Source organism: Streptomyces sp. NPDC098781 (genome assembly GCF_044759995.1).
In the GTDB taxonomy this organism is placed as follows: domain Bacteria; phylum Actinomycetota; class Actinomycetes; order Streptomycetales; family Streptomycetaceae; genus Streptomyces.
Genome location: NZ_JBIWAK010000002.1, coordinates 102,465 through 126,529, shown reverse-complemented (window position 1 = coordinate 126,529; position 24,065 = coordinate 102,465). Strand labels below are relative to the sequence as shown.

Below are 24,065 nucleotides of genomic sequence, written 5' to 3'. Positions count from 1 at the left end.
CACCGAGAACGGAGAACAGTCATGGCCCAAGCCGCAGCCGTGGCGAAACCGCCCGCGCCACCCCGGCGGCGCCGTGCCTCCGCCACCCCGCGCAGGCTGCCGTATCTGCTGATCGCCCCGGCCGCCCTGCTCATGCTGGGCTTCATCGCCTACCCGGTCATCAGCGTCTTCTACTACAGCCTTCAGGAGTACAACCCCACCAAGCCCTGGCGGAACGGCTTCACGGGCTTCGACAACTTCGTGCACGCCTTCACCGAGGACCCGCTGTTCTGGGACACGCTGGTCTTCAGCGCCAAGTGGGTGGTCGTCGAGGTCGGCTTGCAGCTGCTGTTCGGGCTCGCACTCGCGCTGATCGTCAACCAGACGTTCGCGGGCCGGGCGCTGGGCCGGGCGCTCGTCTTCTCGCCCTGGGCCGTCTCCGGAGTGCTCACCTCGGCGATCTGGGTGCTGCTGTACAACTCCCAGACCGGCATCACCCGTTACCTCGCGGACGTCGGTGTCGGCTCGTACGGCACCAGCTGGCTGTCGGACACCTCCACCGTGTTCCCGGCGGCGATCGTCGCCGACCTGTGGCGCGGGGTGCCGTTCTTCGCGATCCTCATCCTCGCCGACCTCCAATCCGTCTCCAAGGACCTCTACGAGGCCGCCGAGGTCGACGGGGCCGGCCGGATCAAGCAGTTCTGGTACATCACGCTGCCCCATCTCAAGGACGCGATCGTCCTGTCCACGCTGCTGCGCGCGGTGTGGGAGTTCAACAACGTCGACCTGCTCTACACCCTGACGGGCGGCGGGCCGGCCGGAGTGACCACGACACTCCCGCTCTACATCGCCAACACCAGCGTCGACGCCCACAACTTCGGCTACGCGTCCGCCCTGACCACGGTCGCGTTCGTGATCCTGCTCTTCTGCTCGATCGTCTATCTGCGGCTCAGCAAGTTCGGAGGCCAGGACAAGTGAGCGTGAAGGAAGCCACCGAGGCCGCGCCCGCGCCCCCGCGCGCCGACCCCGAACCGCCGCGTCCGACGAAGAGGCACCACGCCTGGGACGAGGTCCCCCGCTGGCAGATCTACCTCCCGCTGTCGGTGTACCTGGTCTTCACCCTGATCCCGTTCTACTGGATCCTGCTGTTCTCCCTGCGCCCGGCCGGCTCGACCTCACTCGTGCCCTGGCCGATGACCTTCGACCACTTCGAGAAGGTCTGGACGGAGCGCAGCTTCGGTACGTACTTCCAGAACAGTGTCCTCGTCGGCGTCGTCACCCTGCTGATGACCACCCTCGTCGCCCTGGCCGGCGGCTACGCCCTCGCGCGCTTCGACTTCAAGGTCAAGCGTGCCTTCATGCTCGCCCTGCTGTGCTCCCAGTTCGTGCCGGGCGCGCTGCTGCTGGTACCGCTGTTCGAGATCTTCGCCGAGCTCCGGATGATCAACTCGCTGGGCAGCGTCATCATCGCCGAGACGGTGTTCCAGTTGCCGCTGTCGATGATTCTGATCAGCAACTTCATCAAGAACGTGCCGTACTCGCTGGAGGAGGCGGCCTGGGTCGACGGCTGCAACCGAATGACGGCGTTCCGGATCGTCGTCCTGCCGCTGCTGCGGCCCGGTCTGATCGCCGTCGGCTCCTTCGCCTTCGTGCACTCCTGGAACCACTTCCTGTTCGCCCTGATGTTCCTCAACAACCAGGAGAAGCAGACCATCCCGGTCGGCCTCAACACCCTGATGGGCGCGGACAGCGTCGACCTCGGCGCGCTCGCCGCGGGCGGCATCATCGCGGCCGTACCCGTGGTGATCGTCTTCGCCTTCATCCAGAAGTGGCTGATCACGGGATTCAGCGCGGGGGCGGTGAAGGGATGAGGCTCCGTCGGACCAGCGTGCTCGGGGCCGTGCCGGCGCCGCGCGGCCTCACGGCCGACGTCGGCCGGGCACCTAACCTGCACCCAAAGATCGACAGCGCCGGGGCCCCCGACCGTGCGGTGGCCCGTGGCGCGGGCGCAGGGAGGTTCCCATGAGCACTGCCGTACCCGTCGTCCTCGCAGGCGCCCGCGGCCACGGCCGCTGGCACCTCGACAACATCCGCCGGCTCCAGGACAAGGGAATCGTGCGGCTGGCGGGGCTCTGCGAGCTGACCCCGCTGAGCGAGGACGAACTGCCCGAACGCCTCGGGTCACCGGATCAGTCCGCCGACTTCGACGCCCTCCTCGACTCCACCGGCGCCAGGATCGCGGTGATCTGCACGCCGATCCCGACCCACACCGACCTGGCCCTGACGGCTGCCCGCAGGGGCGTGCACATCCTGCTGGAGAAGCCGCCCGCCCCGTCGTACGCCGAGTTCCGGCGCATGGCCGACGGGATCGCCGCGGCCGGGGTCAGCTGTCAGATCGGCTTCCAGTCGCTGGGCTCGGGCGCGGTGCCCGCGATCCGGACGCTGATGGCCGAGGGCGCCATCGGCGAGATCGCCGGCATCGGCGGCGCGGGCGCCTGGGCGCGCCCCGAGGCGTACTACCGGCGGGCGCCCTGGGCCGGCCGACGCACGCTCGACGGCGTCGACGTGATCGACGGAGTGCTCACCAACCCGCTCGCGCACGCCGTCGCCACCGCGCTCGCCCTGGGCGGCACCGTCCACGCGGACGACGTCACCGGCATCGAGACCGAACTGCTGCGGGCCAACGACATCGAGTCCGACGACACCTCCTGTGTCCGCGTCACCACGACCGGGCCCCGGATCGTCGTCGGCGCCACCCTCTGCGCCGAGGAACCCGACGAGCCGTACGTCGTCGTGCACGGCGATCGAGGGCGGATCACCTTCTGGTACAGGCGGGACCGCGTGCTGCTCCAGCGCGCGGGCCACGGTCCCGAGGAGTTCGAGTACGGCCGCACGGACCTGCTCGAGAACCTCTTCGAGCACCTGGGCGACGGCACCGACCTGCTGGTCGCGCCCGAGGCGACCGGCGCCTTCATGAGGGTCGTCGAAGCGGTGCGACGGGCCCCCGACCCGACCCCCCTGCCCTCCGACGCCTGGCACCTGCTGCACGGCGGATCCGACGAGCGGCGCCGGGTCGTGCCCGGCATCGACGGCCTGGTCGCGGCGGCCGCCGACACCCTCGCCCTCTACTCGGAACTGGGCGCCCCCTGGGCCCTTTCGGCGAGATCGAAAGAGGTGAGCACCTGATGACCCCCCACGACACCCCGGTACTGCGCGTCGCGGGCCGGCCGGTCGGCCGGTACGTCACCCGGCCGGAACTGCCGGCCCGGCTCTCCCCGCGCCCGTATCTGCACCCCGTCACCACCCTGGCCGGCACGGCGGTCACCGAGCTCGGCCCCGCCGACCACGCACACCACCTCGGCGTCGGTGTCGCCGTCCCCGACGTCGAGGGGGCCAACTTCTGGGGCGGGCGCACCTACGTCCGCGACCGGGGCCCGACCGAGCTGGACAACCACGGCGCCCAGCGGCACAGCTCCTTCCAACTCCGCGACCCCGACGGCTTCGTCGAGGAGCTGCGCTGGGTGGCGGCGGGCGCCGAGCTGCTGCGCGAGCGCCGCACGGTCGCGGCCACCGAACTGACCGCCACGGCCTGGGCGTTGGACTTCACCTTCTCCCTCACCAATGTGACCGCACGCCCGCTGTCGATCGGCAGCCCGGCGACCAACGGACGGCCCGGCGCGGCCTACGGCGGATTCTTCTGGCGGGCCCGCAAGGAGCAGCGGCCCCCGGAGGTCTTCACCGCCGACCGCGAGGGCGAGGCGGCGATCCACGGCACCCGCGCGGACTGGGTCGCCCTCGTCGGCGGCACTTGGACGCTCGTCTTCGCCGGGGCCACCGAACAGACCCGACGGGATCCGTGGTTCGTGCGCGCCGAGGAGTACCCGGGCGTCGGGTCGTCGCTGGCGTCCGAGGAACGGCTCACCGTCGAGCCGGGCGAGACCGTCGTACGGCGGATCGCCACCGTCGTCGCCGACGGACACCTTCCCCGCCCGGAGGCCGCGGCCCTGGTCCGCAAGGCGGTGAGCCAGTGACGGCCGACGTCTACCGCAACCCCGTCCTGAACGCCGACTGGTCCGACCCGGACGTCGTGCGCGTCGGCGACGACTTCTATCTCACCGCCTCCACGTTCGGCCGCGCCCCCGGCCTGCCCCTGCTGCACTCCCGGGACCTCGTCAACTGGACGCTGATCGGCCACGCCCTGGAACGCCTGGAACCGGCGCCGGAATTCACCGAACCACGCCATGACTGCGGGGTCTGGGCCCCTTCCCTGCGGCACCACGACGACCGCTTCTGGATCTTCTGGGGCGACCCCGACCGGGGCATCCTCCAGGTCAACGCCCCCGAGATCCGCGGCCCCTGGACCCGCCCGCACCTGGTCAAGGCGGGCAAGGGGCTGATCGACCCGTGCCCCCTCTGGGACGACGAGACCGGCGAGGCGTACCTGGTGCATGCCTGGGCCAGGTCCCGGTCGGGGGTGAAGAACCGCCTCACCGGCCACCGGATGCACCCGCACGGCACCGAACTCCTCGACGAGGGCAAGGTGATCGTCGACGGCGACCGCATCCCCGGCTGGTTCACCCTCGAAGGGCCGAAGCTGTACCGGCACGACGGCTGGTTCTGGATCCTCGCGCCCGCCGGGGGAGTGGAGACCGGCTGGCAGGGCGCCCTGCGCTCGCGTGCCTTCTTCGGGCCGTACGAGGAGAGGATCGTCCTCGAACAGAAGGACACCGACGTCAACGGCCCGCACCAGGGCGGCTGGGTGCGCACCCCGTCCGGTGAGGACTGGTTCCTGCACTTCCAGCAGCGCGGAGCGTACGGCCGGGTCGTCCACCTCCAGCCGATGCGCTGGGGCGCCGACGGCTGGCCGGTGCTCGGGTCCGACGGCGCCCCCGTCGCTGTACACCGAAAGCCCGACCTGCCGCCGCAGCCGACCGCGGCGCCCGCCACCGACGACGACTTTCCCGGCGGACGCTTCGGCCGTCAGTGGTCGTGGACCGCCAACCCCCAGGACGGCTGGGCCACCCAGCACTCCGGCGACGGACTGAGACTGGCCTGCGTCCGCTCGGCCCACGCGCACGACCTGCGCGGACTGCCGAACATCCTCACCCAGCGGCTGCCCGGCACACCCTGCGCGATCGAGGTCGAGCTGCGGCTGGACAGCGCGGAGCCGGGGGCGCGGGCGGGGCTCGCGGTGCTCGGGGACGCGTTCGGCTGGATCGGGCTCCAGCGCGGCACGGACGGGGAGGTGCGGGTCGTGCACCGGTTCGCGGAGGCCGTCGCGCGGCGGGAGCGGGACGCCGAGCACCCGCGGCTCGCGCCGGAGGGCCGGGTGCGGCTGCGGATCGAGGTCGGCGCCGGGGCGCGATGCCGGTTCTTCCACGACGTCGGCGACGGGCCGCGCGCCTCGGGACCGGTGTTCGCCGCCACGCCCTGGCGCTGGGTCGGTGCCCTGCTGGGGCTGTTCGCCCTCGCTCCCGCCGGTCAGGGACACGCCGGCGCGGCGACTTTCGCGCAGTTCAGGGTCAGCGCCCTGTGACACGGCCGGGCGCCGTACGCCCGTCGCCGACCCCCCACAACTCCATAGTTCCGCTGGATCCAGCAGAAGAAGAGAGCCGACCGATGAAGATCAGCATCCGTAGAAGCAGGCGCGCCGCCACGGCCGTCGCCCTAGGGTCCGTCCTCGCCCTGACCGCCACCGCCTGCGGTGACGACGGCAGCGGCACGGGCGGCGACAAGGGCGCCGAGGGCAGCGGCACCGGAAAGATCGTCTTCTGGGACAACAACGGCGGTGTCCGCACCGACATCTGGAAGGAGATCATCGCCGACTTCGAGAAGGCCAACCCGGACATCGAGGTCGAGTACGTCGGGATCCCGTCCACCGACTACCAGTCCAAGGTCGACACCGCTATCCAGGGCGGCGGCCTGCCGGACGTCGGCGGCGTCGGCGCCGCGATGCTCGCCGGGTTCGCCGCGCAGAACGCGCTGGAGCCACTGGACGACCGGCTCGCCAAGTCCTCTCTGAACGGCAAGCTCAACGAGGACATGGTCGCCTCCCTGAAGGCCGCGGGCGGCGGTGACGGCAAGCTGTACTCGCTGCCGACCTCCGCCAACAACGGTGTGCTGTACTACCGCACCGACCTGTTCAAGAAGGCCGGACTGGACGAGCCGGCGACCTGGGACAAGTTCTACGAGGCCGCCGAGAAGCTGACCGACGCCGGGAAGAACGAGTTCGGGTACACCATTCGCGGTGGCGCCGGTTCCATCGCGCAGGCGCTCGACGCCATGTACGGGCAGTCCGGGATCACCTCCTTCTGGGACACCAGCGGTGCGAAGACGACCGTCAACGACCCCGCGAACGTGGCCGCCTTGGAGAAGTACGCCGCGCTCTACAAGAAGGTCACTCCCGCCGCCGACCTCAACAACGACTTCACCAAGATGGTCGCCCAGTGGGATTCCGGCACGATCGGCATGCTGAACCACAACCTGGGGTCGTACCAGGACCATGTGAAGGCGCTCGGGACCGAGAAGTTCCGGGGCATTCCCCAGCCGGTCGGCTCGGGCGGCAAGCGGGTCCAGGTGTCCAACCCGGTGGACGGGATGGGCCTGTTCAAGAGCTCCAAGAACAAGGAGGCCGCCTGGAAGTTCATCGAGTTCGCCACGTCGCACGACGAGAACTCGAAGTTCAACAAGGCGGCCGGGCAGGTGCCGTCGAACAACGATGCGGCCAAGGACGCGTGGATTTCCGAGGCCGAGCCCACGAAGCTGGCCGCCGCCGCGTTGACGGACGGGTCGACGACGATCGTGCAGTTGCCGTACTACCTGCCCGACTGGAACACCATCTCCAAGGCCGACAACGAGCCGAACCTTCAGAAGGTCCTGAACGGGGACATGAGCGCCAAGGAGTTCCTGGACACGGTCGCCGGTCAGCTGAACGAGGCTCAGGCCGAGTGGAAGTCGCGTAACGACAGGCCCTAGGTGGGACAACCCACCCCTGCTGAAAGGCACCCCCCGTGTCTCCTACGCGCAGACAGGTCACCTTCGCGGCCGTTGCCGCCGTCCCCCTCGCCCTCGGCGGCACCGGTATCGCCCGAGCAGCGCAGCGGAACCGCACCCTCTACATCGCCGGTGATTCCACCGCCGCCCAGAAATACGCCGAAGCCGCCCCCGAGACCGGGTGGGGCATGGCGCTCCCCTTCTTCCTGCGCCGGAACCTGCCCGTCTCCAACCACGCGGTGAACGGGCGCAGTTCCAAGAGCTTCGTCGACGAAGGGCGGCTGGATGCCGTCCTCGCCGCCATCCGGCCCGGAGATCTCCTGCTCATCCAGTTCGCGCACAACGACGAGAAGGCCACCGACCCCACCCGGTACACCGAGCCCTGGACCACCTACCAGGACTACCTGCGTCTCTACCTCGACGGCGCCCGTGCCCGGGGTGCCCGCCCCGTCCTCGCCACCGCCGTCGAGCGCCGCAGGTTCGACGCCGACGGCAACGCTCTGCCGACCCACGGCGACTACCCGGCGGCGATGCGCGCGCTGGCCCGGCGGGAGCGGGTCACGCTGCTCGACATCCAGGCGCTGTCCCTCGCCCTGTGGCAGCGGATCGGGGTCGAGGAGACGAAGACGTACTTCAACTGGACCGCCACCGAGCAGGACAACACGCACTTCAACCCGCCGGGCGCGATCGCCGTGGCGCGTCTGGTGGTGCGGGAGCTGCTGCGTACGCGGGTGCTCGGCCCGCAGGACGTGCGCAGGCTCGGCGAGGAGATCCCGGAGTCCTGGATCACCTGGCCGGAAGCCTCCGCCGCCTAACCACCCCGACTGAAGAAGAGAGAGCCGCACCATGAACACACAGATATGGCATGGGCATGTCACAAGGAGAGCCGCCGTTCTGATCGGCTGCACGGCCCTCGTCCTCGGCCTCACCGGTACCGGCGCCCAGGCCGGGCCCCGCGACCTCGGCCGCCAGGTCCTCGGCGCGCACGACGGCTGGGCCTCCGAGGGGACCGGGACGACCGGCGGGGCCACCGCCGACGCGGCGCATGTGTACACCGTGAGCACCTGGGCGGAGTTCCGGCACGCGCTCGCCGACGACGCGGGCGCGCCCCGGATCATCAAGGTCGACGGCATGATCGACGCCGTGTCGGAGGGCTGCGACGCCTTCGCCGCGGACGGGTACGACTTCCAGCGGTACCTCGCCGACTACGACCCCGCGGTGTGGGGGCACGACAACCCCGTCAGCGGCGAGCAGGAGGACCTGCGGGCCGCGTCCGCCGCCGAGCAGGACAAGGCCATCAAGGCGAACGTTCCCGCCAATACCACCATCGTCGGGATCGGCAAGGGCTCCGGGATCCTCGGCGGCAGCCTCCAGATCAAGGGCGTCGACAACGTCATCCTGCGCAACCTGACCATCGAGGCCCCGGTCGACTGCTTCCCCCAGTGGGACCCGACCGACGACAACCGGACCGGTGCCTGGAACTCCGAGTACGACGGCGTTGTGGTGTACGGCTCCACCCATGTGTGGATCGACCACAACACACTCACCGACGGCCGCTACCCCGACAGCTCCCTGCCCTCGTACTTCGGCAAGGTCTACCAGCAGCACGACGGGCTCCTCGACATCGTGCGCGGCGCCGACCATGTGACCGTCTCCTGGAATGCGTTCGCCGACCACGACAAGACCATGCTGATCGGCAACAGCGACAGCGCAGGTCCGACCGACACCGGCAAGCTCAAGGTCACCCTGCACCACAACCGCTTCGAGGGGATCGTCGAGCGGGCGCCGCGGGTGCGGTTCGGGCAGGTCGACTCGTACAACAACCACTTCGTCGTCACCGGCGGCCAGAACTTCGCGTATGGCTTCGGCATCGGCGCCTCCTCACAGTTGTACGCCACCCACAACGCCCTGTCGCTGGCCCCGGGCGTCAGCGTCGGCAAGGTGCTGAAGAAGTGGAACGAGGCCCCGCTCACCGCCGAGCACAACTACGTCAACGGCCGGGCCACGGACCTCATCGCCGTCCACAACGCCGAGATCCCCGGCGAGACGCTCCAGTCGGGAGCCGGGTGGACGCCGACCCTGCGGACCAAGGTCGACAACCCGAAGGCGGTGCCCGCCATCGTCGATCACCGCGCGGGCGCCGGCCGGCTGCGCTGACCGGCCCGACGGGGGAGGGGGCACGCCCAGGCGCCCCCTCCCCACAGCGGCCATCCCCGACAAGCCGTCCCGCGAAGGAGCACCCGCATGCCCTCGCCCCACCACCGTAAACTCCCCCTGTCCAGAAGGGGATTCCTCACCGTGAGCGCCGCCGGAACCCTCGCGCTCACCTCGGCCCCCGCACGGGCCGTCACCGGAGCCAGGCCCCGCCCCTTCGGCCGGTACGGTTCGCCGAACGCCCGCCTGACACCGACGACCCTGTACGTCCACCCCTCCGGCCAGGGCGACTTCACCTCCGTCCAGGCCGCCGTGTCCGCGGCGAGCGGGAGCGGCTGGACGCTGGTCCTCGCGCCCGGGACATACCGGGAGACGGTCGCCGTCGACGTGACCCGCACCGGGATGACCTGGCTCGGGGCCGGTGACGACCCGCGCGACGTCGTCATCGTGTACGACAACGCCGCCGGCACCCCGAAGCCCGGCGGCGGCACCTACGGCACCACCGGCTCCGCCACCACCCTCGTCCAGGCCGACGGCTTCACCGCCCGCGCCATCACCTTCGCCAACGACTGGCTGCGCGCCGACCATCCGGGCGTCAGCGGCACCCAGGCCGTCGCCATCAAGGTGCAGGGCGACCGCTCCGCGTTCCACCACTGCCGGTTCCTCGGCCACCAGGACACCCTGTACGCCGACTCCATGGCCCTCGGCGTCTTCGCCCGCCAGTACTTCGCGCACTGTTACGTCGAGGGCGACGTCGACTTCGTCTTCGGGCGGGCCACGGCCGTGTACGAGCGCTGCCACTTCCGGACCCTGACCAGGACCGACCTCTCCTCGGCCCCGTACGGCTTCGTCTTCGCCCCCTCGACGGCGGGCGCCGACCCACGCGGCTGCCTGGTGACCCGGAGCCGTGTCACCAGCGAGGCCCCGGACGGCTACTACAAACTGGCCCGCCCCTGGGTGCCCAGCTCCGACCCGACCGCCCGCCCGTCGCTCACCGTCCGCGACACCCACCTCGGCCCCGGCATCGACGCGGTCGCCCCCTACACCAACATGTCGGACAGCTTCCCCTGGCAGGACCAGCGCTTCGCGGAGTACCGCAACACCGGCCCCGGCGCGCTCGTCACCGTCCCCGCCAACCGTCCCCAACTCACCGCCGAACAGGCGAAGTCGGCGACGCGCGAGGCGTACCTCGGGGACTGGACGCCATGGAAGGAGAGCCGCTGAGATGCGCAGACGCACCCTCCTCGGCGCCGGGATCGCCGTGGCACTGGCGGGCCCCACCCCTGCCTCCGCCGACACCGGGCGCCGGGTACTGCACGTCCGCCCCGGCAACACCGTGCAGGCCGCCGTGGACGCCGTGGACGGCCCCGGCTGGACGATCGTGGTGCACCCGGGGACATACCGCGAGGTCGTGGAAGTACCCCCGCAGAAGGCCGAGTTGACTTTGCGCGGCGCCACCCGGAACCCACGCGACACCGTCATCGTGTACGACAACGCCAACGGCACCCCGAAGCCCGACGGTTCGGGCACCTACGGCACCGCCGGCTCGGCCACCTTCACCTCGACGGCGCCCGGACTGACCGTCCGCGACCTCACCCTCGCCAACGACTGGCTGCGCGCCGACCACCCGGAGATCACCGGCACCCAGGCGGTGGCCGCGTACCTCACCGGCGACCGGACGTCCTTCGAGAACGTCCGCCTCCTCGCCCACCAGGACACCCTCTTCACCGACACGACCGCCCTCGACGCCTTCGACCGGCAGTACTTCCGGCGCTGTCACATCGAGGGCGACGTCGACTTCGTCTTCGGACGGGCCACGGCCGTCTTCGAGGAGTGCCGCTTCCACACGCTCCGGCGGGACGTGGACTTCATCCCCAAGGGCATGGTCTTCGCCCCCTCCACGGCCCGCGCCAACCCCCACGGCATCCTGGCCGTCCGCTCCCGGATCACGTCCGCTGCCGAGGACGGGGCGTACAAGCTGGCCCGCCCCTGGGTGCCGTCGTACGAGACCACCGCCTGGCCCTCCCTCGTCGTGCGGGACTCGTGGATCGGCCCCGGCACCGACGCGGTGGCGCCCTACACCAACATGCGGGACGCCCATCCCTGGCAGAGCATGCGCTTCTGGGAGTACGCCAACTCCGGTCCCGGGGCGGCCGTCCCGGTGCCGGAGAACCGTCCCCGGCTGACGCCCGCGCAGGCCGCGTCGCACACCCGGCGGGCCTACCTGGGCGACTGGCGGCCGTATGAGTGCCCCTGAGTGCCCGTACCCGTCGCCGGCCGAGGTCCTCGACCGGCTCGACTCCGTCCGGTGAACCATCCCCCCACCCGCACGAGAAAGGACCCGCTCCCCATGTCCCGTCGTACCGCACTCACCACCGTGGCCGCCCTCACCCTCGGCGCCGGTCTGGCCGTACTCCCCACCCATGCGCAGGCCGCGACCGTGGTCGTCGGCAACTCGACCGACCTGTCCAACGCCATCAAGAACGCCACCGCCGGCACCGTCATCCAGGTCCGCGGCGGCACCTACTATCCGACGGCCACGCTTCAGTCCACGGCCAACGGCACCTCGTCGGCGCCGATCACGCTCACCGCGTACGGCTCGGAGACCGTGAAGATCGACGGCACGAACCTGCCCGACGGCGACTGGATCCTCAAGCTGACCGCCGACTACTGGAACGTCTCGAACATCACCTTCCAGAACTCCCCGGACAGCGCGGTCGTCTGCCAGTCCTGCACCGGCACCAACTGGAGCAACATCAAGACCATCAACGGCGGTGACTCCGGCTTCACCCTCACCGGAGACGGGACCGTCAACAACACGGTCCGCAACATCGACTCCTACGGCCACTACGACGCCGCCAACCACGGCGAGAACGCCGACGGGATCGCCGTGAAGTTCGGCTCCGGCACCGGCAACCTGATCACCGGCGCCCGCCTCTACAACAACTCGGACGACGGTCTGGACTTCTGGTCCTTCTCCTCCCCGGTCACCGTCGAGCACACCTGGGCCTTCGGCAACGGCAGGAACCGCTGGTCCGACTCGGCCTTCGCGGGCGACGGCAACGGCTACAAACTGGGCGGCGACGGCGAGGTCGTCGCGCACGTCGTCAACAACTCGGCGGCCTGGGACAACGCCGGCAACGGCTTCACCGAGAACAGCAACAAGGGCGCCATCGTCATCAACCGCACCACCGCGTACGCCAACGGCAAGTGGGGCTACTACTTCGCCACGGGTGCCGCCAGGCTCGGCAAGAACCTCGCCGTGAGCAACGGCGGCGGCTCGGTGAACAAGGGCTCATCGGTCGTCTCGGCCGGCAACAACTGGGACTCCGGGATCTCGACTCCGGCCTTCCGGTCGACGGACGCCTCGACGACCTACAACGCGCGGCAGTCGGGCGGCGCGCTGCCGGTGACCACGTTCCTGACGACGGGCAGCACCACCATCGGGGCGACGATGGACTGAGCCGGCGACCTGACGGCCCGTTCCGAACCCGGGTATGAGAACGCCCCGTCGGACGTCACCGGCGGGGCGTTCCGCTCTGCCGGGCCGAAGGGGGGCTCAGAACCGGCAGAACGATGACCAGCGTGGTGGCTGGTACGTGCTGTCAGATGACGAGAACCCGCGGCAGGTTGCGTCCGGACACCGTTCATCCGTCGTGCGAGGCGAAGTCCCCCGCCACGGACAGCCGTTCGCCGCCCGCCGTCGCCGTCATCGCGTACCGGTCGTCCGCGGCGTCCCGGCCGCCGCGCTCATGGTCGTACTGCCCCGCGAACACCCACTCGCCCGCGCGGACCGTACGGCCCTCCTTGAGCAGCCAGGTGTAGACGAGGAAGCCGTCCTGCTCCTCGACCGTCAGTGAGAAGTCGTCCTCAGGAAGCGAGCGCCAGGCGCCGGCGTTCTTGACCCCGCCGGTCTGCGCGATCCTCAACCGCACGGTGAGCGCGCTGAGTTGCTCGCCCGTCCGGAGGGTCAGGCTGCTCTGCGCCCAGAAGTCGTTGCTGTGCGGGTCGATGGAGCCGTCCGACCACAGCGGGCCGTCCTTCTCGCCGACGGCGGCCGGTGGCGTGGCCGGGGCGCTCGGCTGCCGGGTGGGCGGCTTCGTCGTCCCACGGGACTCAGGGGTCCGCTCCGGCGTGGGGTCGGCCGACGGGACGGGCGGGACCGGGGCGTGGCTCGTCGCGTCCGGGGACGCGGTGGGCGTCGGCGAGGTGGCCACCGACTGCCGTGGACGGTCCTCCTTCACGGCGGACGCCACCGCGTACCCGCCGACCGCGAGGACGCCGGCGACCGCGGTCGTGGCGGTGACCACCCGGAACCAGCCGTACACCGGCGGACGGGTCGCCCAGTGGTCGGGGCGCGTCCGCTCGGCCATGCCGCGTTCGACACGGGCCAGGATCCGCTCTCGGTCGGGCTCGTGCGCCTCGGCCGCCCCGTGCAGCCGGGCACGCAGTTCGTCGTGCACGTCCCGCCGCATCATCGGTTCCTTCCTCCGGCGCCCCCGGTGCGGGCGGCCATCGCCGCCGCGTGCACCTTGAGCGGGGCGCCCTGGGTGCCGAGCAGGCGTTGCAGCTCGGCCATCCCCTTCGAGGTCTGGCTCTTCACCGTACCGACCGATATGCCCAGGGCGAGCGCCGTGTCCTTCTCGGACAGGTCGAACGCGTGCCGCAGCACCACACAGGCGCGTTTGCGGAACGGGAGTCTACGCAAGGCCTCCTGGACATCGACCACGCCGGCGACGTCCGGGTTCTCCGTCCTGTCCTCGCGCTGCGACCAGAACAACGCGACCCGGCGCCGCTCCCGCACCGCACTGCGGATCCTGGTGCGGGCCAGGTTGGCCACCACCCCCCGCGCGTACGCCACCGGGTGGTCGGCCGCGCGCACCCGGTCCCAGCGGTGCCACAGCGCCAGCAGCGCGTCCGCCGCCAGATCGTCGGCGGCATCCGCCTCGCCCGTCAACAAGTGGGCCAGGCGGGCGAGTTCGGCGTAGTGGCGCTCGAAGAACGCATGGAACTCCACGGAGGCGGCGTCGTCGACGACCGTGCCCACGGGCGACCCTCCTGCCTGCGCGGCGGCATGTGAACGACATGTGGCCGACCGGCGGTCATTTCGCGATCTTGCGGTCGAGGTGCGGAAGCGTAGCAGCGATCGAACGGCCGACTTGTACGGGGTCTCGAACAGCGTGTGGTGCCTCGCACATGAGCGGCTCTGATTCCGTAACACGGAGAAAACCTGAAACGCGTTCAACGCGGGAACAATCCAGCCAGCATCCGCACATCGATCCATCAGGCAACAAGGAGTACCGCCATGTCCGAATCCCAGAAGGTGGCCGACCGGTCAAGTGCCCCGCCGCCGCACGTGAACAGCGTCGACCGGTTCTTCAAGATCTCGGAGCGGGGATCCACCTTCGCCCGTGAGATACGGGGCGGCCTCGCCACGTTCTTCACGATGGCGTACATCCTTGTCCTGAACCCCATCATCCTCGGCAGCGCGAAGGACAAGTTCGGCGACCAGCTGGACCCCGTCCAACTCACCACCGCCACCGCCCTGGTGGCCGCCGTCATGACGATCATCATGGGCGTCGGCGGCAACCTCCCGCTCGCGCTCGCCGCCGGCCTCGGCCTGAACGCCGTCGTGGCGTTCCAGATCGCCCCGCTCATGGCGTGGGACGACGCGATGGGACTCGTCGTCCTCGAAGGCCTGTTGATCTGCGTGCTGGTGCTCACCGGCCTGCGCGAGGCCGTGATGCACGCCATCCCGCAACCGCTCAAGCAGGCGATCAGCGTCGGCATCGGCCTCTTCATCGCCTTCATCGGCTTCGTGGACGCCGGGTTCGTCACCCGCATCCCGGACGTCGCGAACACCACCGTGCCGGTTCAGCTCGGCGGCACCGGTCAGCTCACCGGATGGCCGATCCTCGTGTTCTGCCTCGGGATCCTGCTGACGATCGCGCTGCTCGCCCGCAAGATGAAAGGCGCCATCCTCATCAGCATCGTGACCATGACGATCGTCGCGATGATCATCAACTCGATCGCCGACATCAAGGTCTGGGGCCTGACGACGCCCGCGTGGCCCGACCAGGTGGTCGACACCCCCGACTTCGGACTCATCGGCGACTTCAGCCTGTTCGGCGCGTTCGGCGAGACCACCGCCCTCACCGTCGTCCTGCTGATCTTCACGCTGGTCCTGTCCGACTTCTTCGACACCATGGGCACCGTCGTCGGCATCAGCGCCGAGGCCGGGCTCCTGGACGAGCAGGGCAAGGTCCCCCACCTCGGCCGGGTGCTGCTCATCGACGGCGCGGCGGCGGCCGCCGGCGGCGCGGCCTCGTCGTCCTCCGCGACCTCCTACATCGAGTCCGCGGCCGGCGTCGGCGAGGGCGCGCGCACCGGCTTCTCCAACCTGGTCACCGGCGGCCTCTTCGCCCTGGCCCTCTTCCTCACCCCGCTGCTCACCATCGTCCCGCTCCAGGCGGCCGCCCCCGCCCTGGTCGCCGTCGGCTTCCTGATGATGACCCAGGTCAAGCACATCGACTGGGACAAGTACGAGATCGCCATCCCGGCGTTCCTGACCATCGCCGTCATGCCGTTCACGTACTCGATAACGAACGGCATCGGGGCGGGCTTCGTGGCCTACGTCGTGATCAAGACCGTGCTGGGCAGGGCGAAGGACGTCCACTGGCTGATGTGGGGAACCTCGGCGCTGTTCCTGGTGTACTTCGCCATCAACCCGATCGAGCAGCTCCTCGGCGTCAAGTGACCGGCTAGTTCTTGAGCGCCGCCTCCATGATCTCCTTGGCCACGGGGGCGGCCAGGCCGTTGCCGCTGACCTCGGACCGGGCGGCGTTCGACTGCTCGATGATCACCGCCACGGCGACCTCCTTGCCGTCGGCCTTCCCGTAGGACGTGAACCAGGCGTACGGCGTCTTGCTGTTCTTCTCGCCGTGCTGGGCCGTGCCCGTCTTGCCGCCCACCGTCGCGCCCGGGATCTGCGCGTTCGTGCCCGTGCCCTCCTCGACCACGGTCTGCATCGCCGACTGGAGCTGCTCGGCCGTGTCGGAACTGACGATCTCCTCGGTGTCGGCCTGGTCGTCGTAGTTCTCCAACACATCCCCGCCACCGTCGGTGATCTGGGACACCATGTGCGGCGAGACCAGCTTGCCGCCGTTGGCTATGGCGGCGGACACCATGGCGATCTGCAACGGGGTCGCGGTGACGTCGAACTGGCCGATGCCGGACAGCGCGGTCTGCGGCCGGTCCATGTCGGAGGGGTACACACTCGGGTACGCCCGCACCGGCACGTCCTGCTCCTCGTCGTTGAAGCCGAACTTCTCGGCCATCGCCCTGACCTTGTCCTGGCCCAGGTCGACGGCCATCTTCCCGAAGACGTTGTTGCAGGAGTACTGGAGCGCGACCCTGATCGAGGCGTCCTCACAGGGAGCGTTCGGGTTCTCGTTGCCCAGGTCGTCGCTGGAGTCCGGCAGGTCGTAGGGGTCCGGGCTGTCCGTCTTGTCGTCCACCGACGAGTACAGCCCGTCCTCCAGCGCGGCCGCCGCGACGACCAGCTTGAACGTCGAACCCGGCGGCAGCGGCTGGCGCAGCGCCCGGTTCGTCATCGGCTTCTCGGCATCCTTGGTCAGCTGCTGCCAGGCGTCCGAGTCGCCCGTGGCGATCCGCGACGGGTCGTACGACGGCGTCGAGACCGTCGCCAGGATCTTCCCCGTCGCGGGGTCGATCGCGACGGCGGCGCCCTTGTTGTCGCCGAGCGCCTCGTACGCCGCCTTCTGCACGTCCGGATCGATCGTCGTGATCACGTTGCCCGGATCCGACCGCTTGTTGGTGACCGTGTCCAGCACGCTCTTCAGACGGTTGTCGGTGCCGTCCATCAGGTCCCGGTAGACACCCTCCAGCTGGGTGGCTCCGAACGCCTGTGAGCTGTAGCCGGTCACGGCCGCGTACAGCGCGCCGTCCTTGTACGTCCGCTTGTACGCGAGGTCACCGCTCTTCGTCGGCGCCGACCCGGTGACCGCGTCGCCGCCCACGACGATGTTGCCGAGCGGCTCGCTGTACAGCGCGATCGTGTTCCGCCGGTTGTCCTTGTCGTCCGCGAGGGCCTGGCCTTCGTAGAACTGCACCCAGGTCGCCCTGACCAGCAGAGCGAACACCAGGAGCAGCGTGAAGACGGACGCCCGCCTGATCGTCTTGTTCATCCCACTCAAGAGGACGATCGCGATCGGGGCAATCGTTCCCTTGCGCCCCGATTTCTCATCGGGCGTTCATGAAGCCCGCCTCGTAGGCGGCGATGACCGCCTGGGTGCGGTCCCGGGTGGCGGTCTTCGCCAGGACCGCCGCCACGTGCGACTTCACGGTCGCCGGACCGACCTCCATCAGCCGCGCGATCTCCGCGTTGGTCAGACCCCGCGCCATCAGCCGCAGCACCTCGCTCTCCCGGCCCGTGAGCCGCGCCACCCAGGGCGGCGGTGGGGCGTACGCGCGCGCGTGCTCGGCCGCCAGGGCGCGTACGGCCGACGGGAACAGCAGCGTGTCGGTGTGCGAGACCAGCCGCACGGCCTGGACGAGCGCGTCGGCCTCCGCCCGCTTCAGCAGGAACCCCGCGGCCCCGGCACGCAGGGCGTCGTACACGTAGGAGTCGTTCTCGAAGGTCGTGACGACGACGACACGGGGCGGTGCGTCCAGCGTGGCCAGGATCTGCTCGGTGGCCCGGATGCCGTCGATCTCCGGCATCCGTACGTCCATCAGGACCACGTCGGGCCGCAGCTCGCGCACGACGGCCACCGCCTCGGCCCCGGTCGCCGCCTCACCGACCACCTCCAGGTCCGCCTCGGCGGAGAGGATGGCGCGCAGCGCGCTACGCACCATGCGCTCGTCGTCGGCGAGCACGATCCGGATGGGCGGGGTCGTCATGCGGGGCCTTTCGCGGGCAGTCGTACGTGCAGGTGCCAGGTCCGGTGCGCGGGGCCGGCCTGTGCCGTGCCGCCGAGCAGACGTGCGCGGTCGGCGATGCCGCGCAGGCCGTGACCGCCGCCGGGGCGGTGGGTGGGGGTGTCGGGGAGGGGGTTCTCGACGGTGATCTCCAGGTGGCCGTCGTCGAGCACGATCCGCAGGGTGACGTCCGTGCGGTCACCGGCGTGCTTGAGCGCGTTGCTCAGTCCCTCCTGCACGATGCGGTAGGCCTCCCGGGACAGGACCGGCGGCAGGGCGTCGGGGTCGACGCCGACCGTGGCCGTCACCCGCAGCCCGCCCGCCCGGGTGCGGCGCAGCAGGCCGGGCAGGTCCGTGCCGAGGGTGGGCGCCGGGGCCGTACCGGGAGCGTCGCCCTCCCTCAGCACGCCGAGCACGGCGTCGAGTTCGCCCACCGTGCGCCGGGTGGTGTCCTCGATCGCGGCGAGCGCCTCGCGGACGAACTCCGGGTCGCTGTCGAGGACCCGGCGGGCCGCGCTCGCCTGGAGGGTGACGGCGCTCAGCGCGTGGCCCACGGAGTCGTGCAGCTCACGCGCGAGCCGGTTGCGCACGGCCAGGTCGGCGGCCCGCGCCTCGGCCGCCGCCAGCCGGTCCTCCGGCGTCGGGCCGAGCAACGCCGGTGCCCAGCGGGCGAGGAGCACACCGGAGACGGCCGCGCACACCGCCAGCGCGAGCAGCGTCGCCACCCCCGCGACCGGCGCGAGCGCCAACACCCACGGGCGGTCGAGCGGGCCGGGCAGCCCGACGAACTCGTTGCCGCCCGCCCACACCAGCAGGGGCAGCGCGGTGAGGAACCCGGCGAACGGCGGCACCGCCAGCGACATCCCGGAGATGACCCCGCCGAACCCGAGATGCAGCGTGAACCAGGCCGCCGCCCGCCCCTTCGCCGCCCGCGACCGGGCCGGCCCCCGGGCGAGCAGCGCCGGATCCACCCCGCACAGCGACCGCACGGCACCCGCCTCCAGGGGCCGGGTCAGCGGGAACAGCGCGGCGGTGAGGGTGGCCAGGGGCAACCCGACGGCGAAGGAGAGGAGTTGGAGGGGCAGTTCGTTGAAGACGTACCGCGAGCCGGTGGCCGGACCGACCACCAGCTGGCCGACGAACACGTACGGCATGGCGAGCGCGCCGCCGAGGATCAGATGGATCCAGCGCCGGCGCGCCCGCCGTCCGAACAGCGGGCGGAGCAACTCGCTCACGCCGTACGGGACTTCCGGCACGCCGAGCGCTCCGCGAGGAAGTGGACGCCGAGGCAGGCGACCAGGATGCCGACGATCATCTGACCAGCGTAGGTGAGGTTCAGCAGCGGTGTCGGGCCGTCGGCCACGTCGGTGAGCGGGGCCAGCGACAGCCAGCCGGCCCAGCAGACCGTGGCGGCGGAGCCGACCCAGGCGAGGGCCAGCGGCAGCCTGACGGGCAGCGCCCGGCCGAGCCGGAACGCCAGGAGGACACCGCCGGTCACGGCCATCGCGAGGAACACGGCGGACAGGGCCTCCATGACGTGGAAAGCGCCGGCGCGGTCGGTGACGTGCTTCTCGTCGAGACCGGCCGTGCCGCCGCAGGCCCACAGGACATGGGCCGTCAGCGGCGGCAGCGCGCACCCGGCCGCCGCGGCGGCGACGGCACGCTGGGCCGCCCCGATGAGGCCGACCGGCAGCTCCCAGACCCGCCCTTCCCACAACCGGCCCCAGCGGTCACGGGCGTACAGCGCGAACAGGGCGCCCAGAGTGAGTCCCTGCACGATGAACCCGGTGTAGACGACCCCGAAGACCCAGGCGTCGAGGAACGGTTCGGCGTCGCCGGCGGCAGGGGTCGCGGGGGAGCCGCCGAGCGCGTCGACGAGGAGCTGGAGCGGGAACCCGGCCATGATCGGCGCGAGCAGCCCGGTGGCCACCCACGCGGGGAGGCCCAGCAGCCACGCGGGCGCCCGCAGCCCCCACGGCCGGGTCAGCACCAGGGCGAGCACGATCACCGCGCCGTCCATGAGGACGGTGACGCCGTTGGCGACGGCCATGCTCGCCCGGTGCTCCAGCAGCCGGCTGCCCTGCGGTATCCCCAGCCGACTCCCCGCGATCCAGGCGACCTTGAGCGCGAGATACGGCACACAGGAGGCGATCGCGACGGCCCGCAGCAGCCGACGGGGCCGGGCGGCGCCGACCGCGGGGGTCACCTTCCGGGGAGCGAGTGTCCGCGTCATGCGTCCACGCTCCCGCGCGGCGACGGCGGCGCACCTCCTGCGCGACGGCGATCCCTCTCCGCCGTACGGGGGAGAGGCGCTCAGTCCTGGGGAGAGGTGCTCCGTCCCGGGGGCGAGGTGCTCAGCCCTCCAACGCCAGGACCAGTTCGTCGATCTCGGCACCCCGCGCGTTCGCGAAGCCCCTCGCCCGCGCGGTCACCCGGAACCCGCACTTGCCCAACACCCGCAGCGAGCCCTCGTTGTCCGCCGCCGCCCGTGCGTACAGCGGGCGTTCGGGCACCTCGGCGAGCAGCGCCCGCAGGGCCGCCGTGGCCACACCACGGCCCCAGTAGGCGCGGTCCACCCAGTACGTGACCTCCCGCTCGCCCGGCTCCCCGTACACCGCCGCGCTGCCCACCACGTCACCGTCGGCGAGGACCGTGCGCTGGACGGCCGACGAGGACCTCACCCGCCGCCATTGCTCGTCGAAGGCGTCCCGGTCGGCCGGGTCCTTGGGGGTGAAGGCCGCCATGTGCAGGGCCTCCGGGTCGTTCAGCTGCCGGTAGAACACCGGCAGATCGCTGTCGTGCACCTCGCGCAGTTCCACATCCATGGGGTCAGAGCCTACGAGTGGCCAGTGTCAGCCGGTCCCGGGCGTCGAACAGCGCGTCCTTCACCATCTGTTCGTGCGCGGGGGTCAGCCGGGCCACCGGCACCGAGCAGCTGATCGCGTCGCGGGCGGGCGTGCGGTAGGGGATCGCGACGCCGAAGCAGCGCAGGCCGAGGGTGTTCTCCTCGCGGTCCACGGCGAAGCCCTGTTCGCGGACCTGATGGAGCTCCTCGATGAGCTTCTCGCGGTCGGTGATGGTGTTCTCGGTCAGCGCCGGGAGCGTCTCCGGGAGCATCTTGCGGACCTGTTCGTCCGTGTACGTGCTCAGCAGCGCCTTGCCGAGGGACGTCGAGTGCGCGGGCAGCCGGCGGCCGACCCGGGTGAAGGGGCGCAGGTAGTGCTGGGACTGGCGGGTGGCCAGGTAGACGACGTTCGTGCCGTCCAGGCGTGCCAGGTGGATGGTCTCCGTCGTGTCGTCCGAGAGCCGGTCCAGCGTCGGACGGGCCGCCGCGACCACCTCGTCGCCGTCGATGTACGAGGTGCCCACCAGCAGCGCCCGTACGCCGATCCCGTACCGCGTGCCCGTCGCGTCCGTCTCCACCCAGCCCAGTTCGACGAGCGTGCGCAGCAACATGTAGAGGCTGGACTTCGGGTAGCCGACGGCCTCCTGGACCGCCGCGAGGGAGTGCATGCCGGGGCGTCCGGCGAAGTATTCGAGCAGCTCAACCGTCCGTACCGCGGACTTGACCTGCGCTCCGCCGCCCGTCTCGCCTGCCGACATCGCCCTTGACCCCTTCGTTCGACGGGAAATAGTCTCCGACAGCGTATTCATCATCAGAGACAGTGTTCAGTATATCGAACACCCCTGGTGGATGACCCCTGGATGACCCAGTACTGCGGCATTACATGTGTGGAGGGACCCGCGGTGGCAGCAGCACCAGTCTGGAGTGTCGACCCCCGTACCGGGAAGCAGCGTGAACAGGTTGCGGTGGAGGCCACAGCCCAGGAGGTGGACACCGCCGTCCGCGCCGCGTACGAGGCGCGCGCGTCGCTCGCCGACCGCACGGTCCGCGCGGCCTTCCTGCGTAGCGCCGCCGCCAGGCTGGAGGCCGCCAAGGACCAGCTCGTCGAGGCCGCCGACGCCGAGACGGCGCTCGGCCCGGTCCGCCTCACCGGCGAACTCGCCCGCACCTGCTATCAGCTGAGGGCGTTCGCGGACATCGTCGACGAGGGCGCCTTCCTGGACGTCGTCATCAACCACCCCGACGCCACCGCCACCCCGCCGATCCCGGACCTGCGGCGCTACAAGGTGCCGCTCGGCGTCGTCGCCGTCTACTCGGCCTCCAACTTCCCCTTCGCCTTCTCCGTCGCCGGCGGCGACACCGCGAGCGCGCTGGCCGCGGGCTGCCCCGTCGTGGTCAAGGCCCACCCCGACCACCCGGCGCTGTCTGAGCTGGTCGCGGCCGTAGTGCGCGCCGCCGCCGCGGCACACGGCATCCCGGCGGGCGTCGTCGGTCTGGTGCACGGCTTCGAGGCCGGCATCGAACTGATCAAGCACCCGCAGGTCGCCGCGGCCGGCTTCACCGGTTCGGTACGAGGCGGGCGCGCCCTGTTCGACGCGGCCGCCGCCCGGCCGGTCCCGATCCCGTTCCACGGCGAGTTGGGCTCCCTGAACCCCGTCGTCGTCACCGAGGCCGCCGCGTCCGAGCGTGGCGAGGCGATCGGCACCGGGCTCGCCGGGTCCATGACGCTGGGCGTCGGGCAGTTCTGTGTGAAGCCGGGCCTGGTCCTGGTGCCGTCCGGCGCGGCGGGCGACGGACTGGTCAAGTCCCTGACGGACGCGGTCAGCGACACCGAGTCGGGCGTCCTGCTGGACCACCGCATGCGCGACAACTTCATCGCCGGGGTCGCCGAGCGGTCCGGCCTCGACGGAGTGGAGTCGCCGGTGACGCCTGGCGCGGGCGGTGAGCACACCGTCAGCGCCGGGTTCCTGTCGGTCGCGGCCGAGAAGCTGACCGGCGAAGGGGCCCACGACCTGCTCCTGGAGGAGTGCTTCGGCCCGGTGACGGTCGTGGTCCGCTACGACGACGACGCCCAGGCACGGGCCGTGCTGTCCCGGCTGCCCGGCAACCTCACCGCGACGGTCCACCTGTCGGCCGCGGAGGCGGCCGGTGAGGGACGCGGCGCGGAGATCCTCGCCGAACTGACGCCGCTGGCCGGTCGGGTACTGGTCGACGGATGGCCGACGGGCGTCGCGGTCGCGCCGGCCCAGCACCACGGCGGTCCGTACCCGGCGACCACCTCGACCTCCACGTCGGTGGGCGGGACGGCCATCGAACGGTGGATGCGGCCGGTGGCGTACCAGGGCGCGCCCGAGGCGCTGTTGCCGGCGGAGCTGCGGGACGACAACCCGCTGGGGCTGCCGCGGCGGTTCAACGGGCGGCTGGAGCGTTAGCGCTGCGCCGTGGCCGGCGCGTCTCGGGACGTCAGCCCGTGTTCGACTCCAGGCCCGCGTCGCGGGCCAGGAGTGCCGCCTGGACGCGGTTGTCGCAGTCGAGCTTGGTCAGGATGCGGCTGACGTACGTCTTCACCGTTGCCTCGCTCATGTGCAGTCGGGCGCCCGCGTCCGCGTTGGACAGGCCCTCGCCCAGCAGGGCCAGCACCTCGCGTTCGCGGGCGGTCAGGCCGGCCAGCCGGCGGCGGGCCTCCTCGCCGCGCAGGGTGGCGGCGGGGGAGGCGAGGGTGTCCACGACGTGCCGGGTGGCGGCCGGGGAGAGATAGGCGTTGCCGGCCGCCGCCGCGCGGACCGCGTGGATCAGCTCCTGCGGCGCGGAGTCCTTCAGCAGGAAGCCCGCGCCGCCGTGGCCGAGTGCCCGCAGGACGTTGTCGCGTTCGCCGAACGTGGTCAGGATCAGCACGCGTACGTCCGGAGCGGCCCGGCCCAGCTCGGCCAGCGCCGTCAGCCCGTCCATCACCGGCATCTGGATGTCCAGCAGGGCCACGTCGACCGCGGTGCTCCGGGCGGTCTCCACCGCTTCCCGCCCGTCCGCGGCCTCGGCGACGACGTCGATGTCGTCGGCCGAGGTGAGGATCATCCTGATGCCGGCCCTGATGAGCGGTTCGTCGTCGGCGACGAGGACCCGGATCACACGGCCTCCTGCGCGGTGTGGGAGTGAT

At 71.1% G+C, this 24,065-nt stretch carries 22 protein-coding genes; 13 read left to right on the top strand and 9 right to left on the bottom strand.

Features of this window, described 5'->3' with window-relative positions:
- The first annotated feature begins 21 nt into the window (after window positions 1-21).
- From ACIQWG_RS06605 to ACIQWG_RS06555, 11 genes are all read left to right on the top strand, one after another.
- Window positions 22-957, top strand: coding sequence for a carbohydrate ABC transporter permease (locus ACIQWG_RS06605; protein WP_404091159.1), 936 nt, complete (start codon window positions 22-24; stop codon window positions 955-957).
- Window positions 954-1,850 carry a carbohydrate ABC transporter permease gene (locus ACIQWG_RS06600; RefSeq protein ID WP_404091157.1) on the top strand — a complete coding sequence of 299 codons (897 nt, stop codon included), beginning with the start codon at window positions 954-956 and terminating at the stop codon, window positions 1,848-1,850. The genes ACIQWG_RS06605 and ACIQWG_RS06600 overlap by 4 nt, the downstream gene beginning before the upstream one ends.
- A 151-nt stretch (window positions 1,851-2,001) precedes the next feature.
- Window positions 2,002-3,165: a Gfo/Idh/MocA family protein gene (locus ACIQWG_RS06595; RefSeq protein ID WP_404091155.1), complete on the top strand. Its 1,164-nt coding sequence runs from the start codon at window positions 2,002-2,004 to the stop codon at window positions 3,163-3,165.
- The gene (locus tag ACIQWG_RS06590) at window positions 3,165-4,010 is read left to right on the top strand and encodes a PmoA family protein (protein ID WP_404091152.1); all 846 of its coding nucleotides are present in this window, start codon (window positions 3,165-3,167) and stop codon (window positions 4,008-4,010) included. The genes ACIQWG_RS06595 and ACIQWG_RS06590 overlap by 1 nt, the downstream gene beginning before the upstream one ends.
- A complete protein-coding gene (locus ACIQWG_RS06585; protein ID WP_404091151.1) occupies window positions 4,007-5,515 on the top strand; it encodes a family 43 glycosylhydrolase in 1,509 nt (502 codons plus the stop codon). Before ACIQWG_RS06590 ends, ACIQWG_RS06585 begins: the two co-directional genes overlap by 4 nt.
- An 83-nt stretch (window positions 5,516-5,598) precedes the next feature.
- Window positions 5,599-6,954 carry an ABC transporter substrate-binding protein gene (locus ACIQWG_RS06580; RefSeq protein ID WP_404091149.1) on the top strand — a complete coding sequence of 452 codons (1,356 nt, stop codon included), beginning with the start codon at window positions 5,599-5,601 and terminating at the stop codon, window positions 6,952-6,954.
- 35 nt (window positions 6,955-6,989) lie between these two features.
- On the top strand, window positions 6,990-7,787 hold the full coding sequence (locus tag ACIQWG_RS06575) for a rhamnogalacturonan acetylesterase (protein WP_404091147.1): 798 nt from the start codon (window positions 6,990-6,992) through the stop codon (window positions 7,785-7,787).
- Between the two features lie 31 nt (window positions 7,788-7,818).
- Window positions 7,819-9,129: a polysaccharide lyase family 1 protein gene (locus ACIQWG_RS06570; RefSeq protein ID WP_404091144.1), complete on the top strand. Its 1,311-nt coding sequence runs from the start codon at window positions 7,819-7,821 to the stop codon at window positions 9,127-9,129.
- Between the two features lie 87 nt (window positions 9,130-9,216).
- The gene (locus tag ACIQWG_RS06565; RefSeq protein WP_404091143.1) at window positions 9,217-10,350 is read left to right on the top strand and encodes a pectinesterase family protein; all 1,134 of its coding nucleotides are present in this window, start codon (window positions 9,217-9,219) and stop codon (window positions 10,348-10,350) included.
- Window position 10,351: 1 nt separating this feature from the next.
- Complete coding sequence (locus tag ACIQWG_RS06560; protein WP_404091140.1) at window positions 10,352-11,383, top strand: pectinesterase family protein; 1,032 nt, start codon at window positions 10,352-10,354, stop codon at window positions 11,381-11,383.
- Window positions 11,384-11,476: 93 nt separating this feature from the next.
- On the top strand, window positions 11,477-12,589 hold the full coding sequence (locus ACIQWG_RS06555) for a chondroitinase-B domain-containing protein (RefSeq protein ID WP_404091137.1): 1,113 nt from the start codon (window positions 11,477-11,479) through the stop codon (window positions 12,587-12,589).
- A gap of 184 nt (window positions 12,590-12,773) precedes the next feature.
- Here the strand turns inward: ACIQWG_RS06555 and ACIQWG_RS06550 are convergent, their stop codons facing one another.
- Window positions 12,774-13,604: a hypothetical protein gene (locus ACIQWG_RS06550; RefSeq protein ID WP_404091134.1), complete on the bottom strand. Its 831-nt coding sequence runs from the start codon at window positions 13,602-13,604 to the stop codon at window positions 12,774-12,776.
- Entirely contained in the window at window positions 13,601-14,173 is a 573-nt protein-coding gene (locus ACIQWG_RS06545) for a SigE family RNA polymerase sigma factor (RefSeq protein ID WP_404091131.1), read from the bottom strand. Before ACIQWG_RS06545 ends, ACIQWG_RS06550 begins: the two co-directional genes overlap by 4 nt.
- A gap of 258 nt (window positions 14,174-14,431) precedes the next feature.
- On the opposite strand from ACIQWG_RS06545, the gene ACIQWG_RS06540 reads away from it, so the two are divergent.
- The gene (locus tag ACIQWG_RS06540; RefSeq protein ID WP_404091129.1) at window positions 14,432-15,883 is read left to right on the top strand and encodes an NCS2 family permease; all 1,452 of its coding nucleotides are present in this window, start codon (window positions 14,432-14,434) and stop codon (window positions 15,881-15,883) included.
- A 4-nt stretch (window positions 15,884-15,887) separates the two neighbouring features.
- On the opposite strand, the gene ACIQWG_RS06535 is transcribed toward ACIQWG_RS06540, so the two are convergent.
- The 6 genes from ACIQWG_RS06535 to ACIQWG_RS06510 form a co-directional block, all read right to left on the bottom strand.
- Window positions 15,888-17,333, bottom strand: a complete 1,446-nt coding sequence (locus tag ACIQWG_RS06535) for a peptidoglycan D,D-transpeptidase FtsI family protein (RefSeq protein WP_404091127.1) — start codon at window positions 17,331-17,333, stop codon at window positions 15,888-15,890.
- A gap of 55 nt (window positions 17,334-17,388) precedes the next feature.
- A complete protein-coding gene (locus ACIQWG_RS06530) occupies window positions 17,389-18,048 on the bottom strand; it encodes a response regulator (protein ID WP_404091124.1) in 660 nt (219 codons plus the stop codon).
- Window positions 18,045-19,322 carry a sensor histidine kinase gene (locus tag ACIQWG_RS06525; RefSeq protein ID WP_404091121.1) on the bottom strand — a complete coding sequence of 426 codons (1,278 nt, stop codon included), beginning with the start codon at window positions 19,320-19,322 and terminating at the stop codon, window positions 18,045-18,047. Before ACIQWG_RS06525 ends, ACIQWG_RS06530 begins: the two co-directional genes overlap by 4 nt.
- Window positions 19,298-20,299, bottom strand: a complete 1,002-nt coding sequence (locus tag ACIQWG_RS06520; RefSeq protein WP_404091119.1) for a hypothetical protein — start codon at window positions 20,297-20,299, stop codon at window positions 19,298-19,300. Before ACIQWG_RS06520 ends, ACIQWG_RS06525 begins: the two co-directional genes overlap by 25 nt.
- A 121-nt stretch (window positions 20,300-20,420) precedes the next feature.
- Window positions 20,421-20,891: a GNAT family N-acetyltransferase gene (locus ACIQWG_RS06515; RefSeq protein ID WP_404091116.1), complete on the bottom strand. Its 471-nt coding sequence runs from the start codon at window positions 20,889-20,891 to the stop codon at window positions 20,421-20,423.
- A gap of 4 nt (window positions 20,892-20,895) precedes the next feature.
- A complete protein-coding gene (locus ACIQWG_RS06510) occupies window positions 20,896-21,669 on the bottom strand; it encodes an IclR family transcriptional regulator (protein WP_037743746.1) in 774 nt (257 codons plus the stop codon).
- Window positions 21,670-21,813: 144 nt separating this feature from the next.
- Here ACIQWG_RS06510 and ACIQWG_RS06505 point away from each other — a divergent pair, with 144 nt between their 5' ends.
- Window positions 21,814-23,343, top strand: a complete 1,530-nt coding sequence (locus ACIQWG_RS06505; protein ID WP_404091113.1) for an aldehyde dehydrogenase (NADP(+)) — start codon at window positions 21,814-21,816, stop codon at window positions 23,341-23,343.
- A 31-nt stretch (window positions 23,344-23,374) separates the two neighbouring features.
- Here the strand turns inward: ACIQWG_RS06505 and ACIQWG_RS06500 are convergent, their stop codons facing one another.
- Window positions 23,375-24,037 carry a response regulator gene (locus ACIQWG_RS06500; protein WP_404091110.1) on the bottom strand — a complete coding sequence of 221 codons (663 nt, stop codon included), beginning with the start codon at window positions 24,035-24,037 and terminating at the stop codon, window positions 23,375-23,377.
- Between the last annotated feature and the right edge of the window lie 28 nt (window positions 24,038-24,065).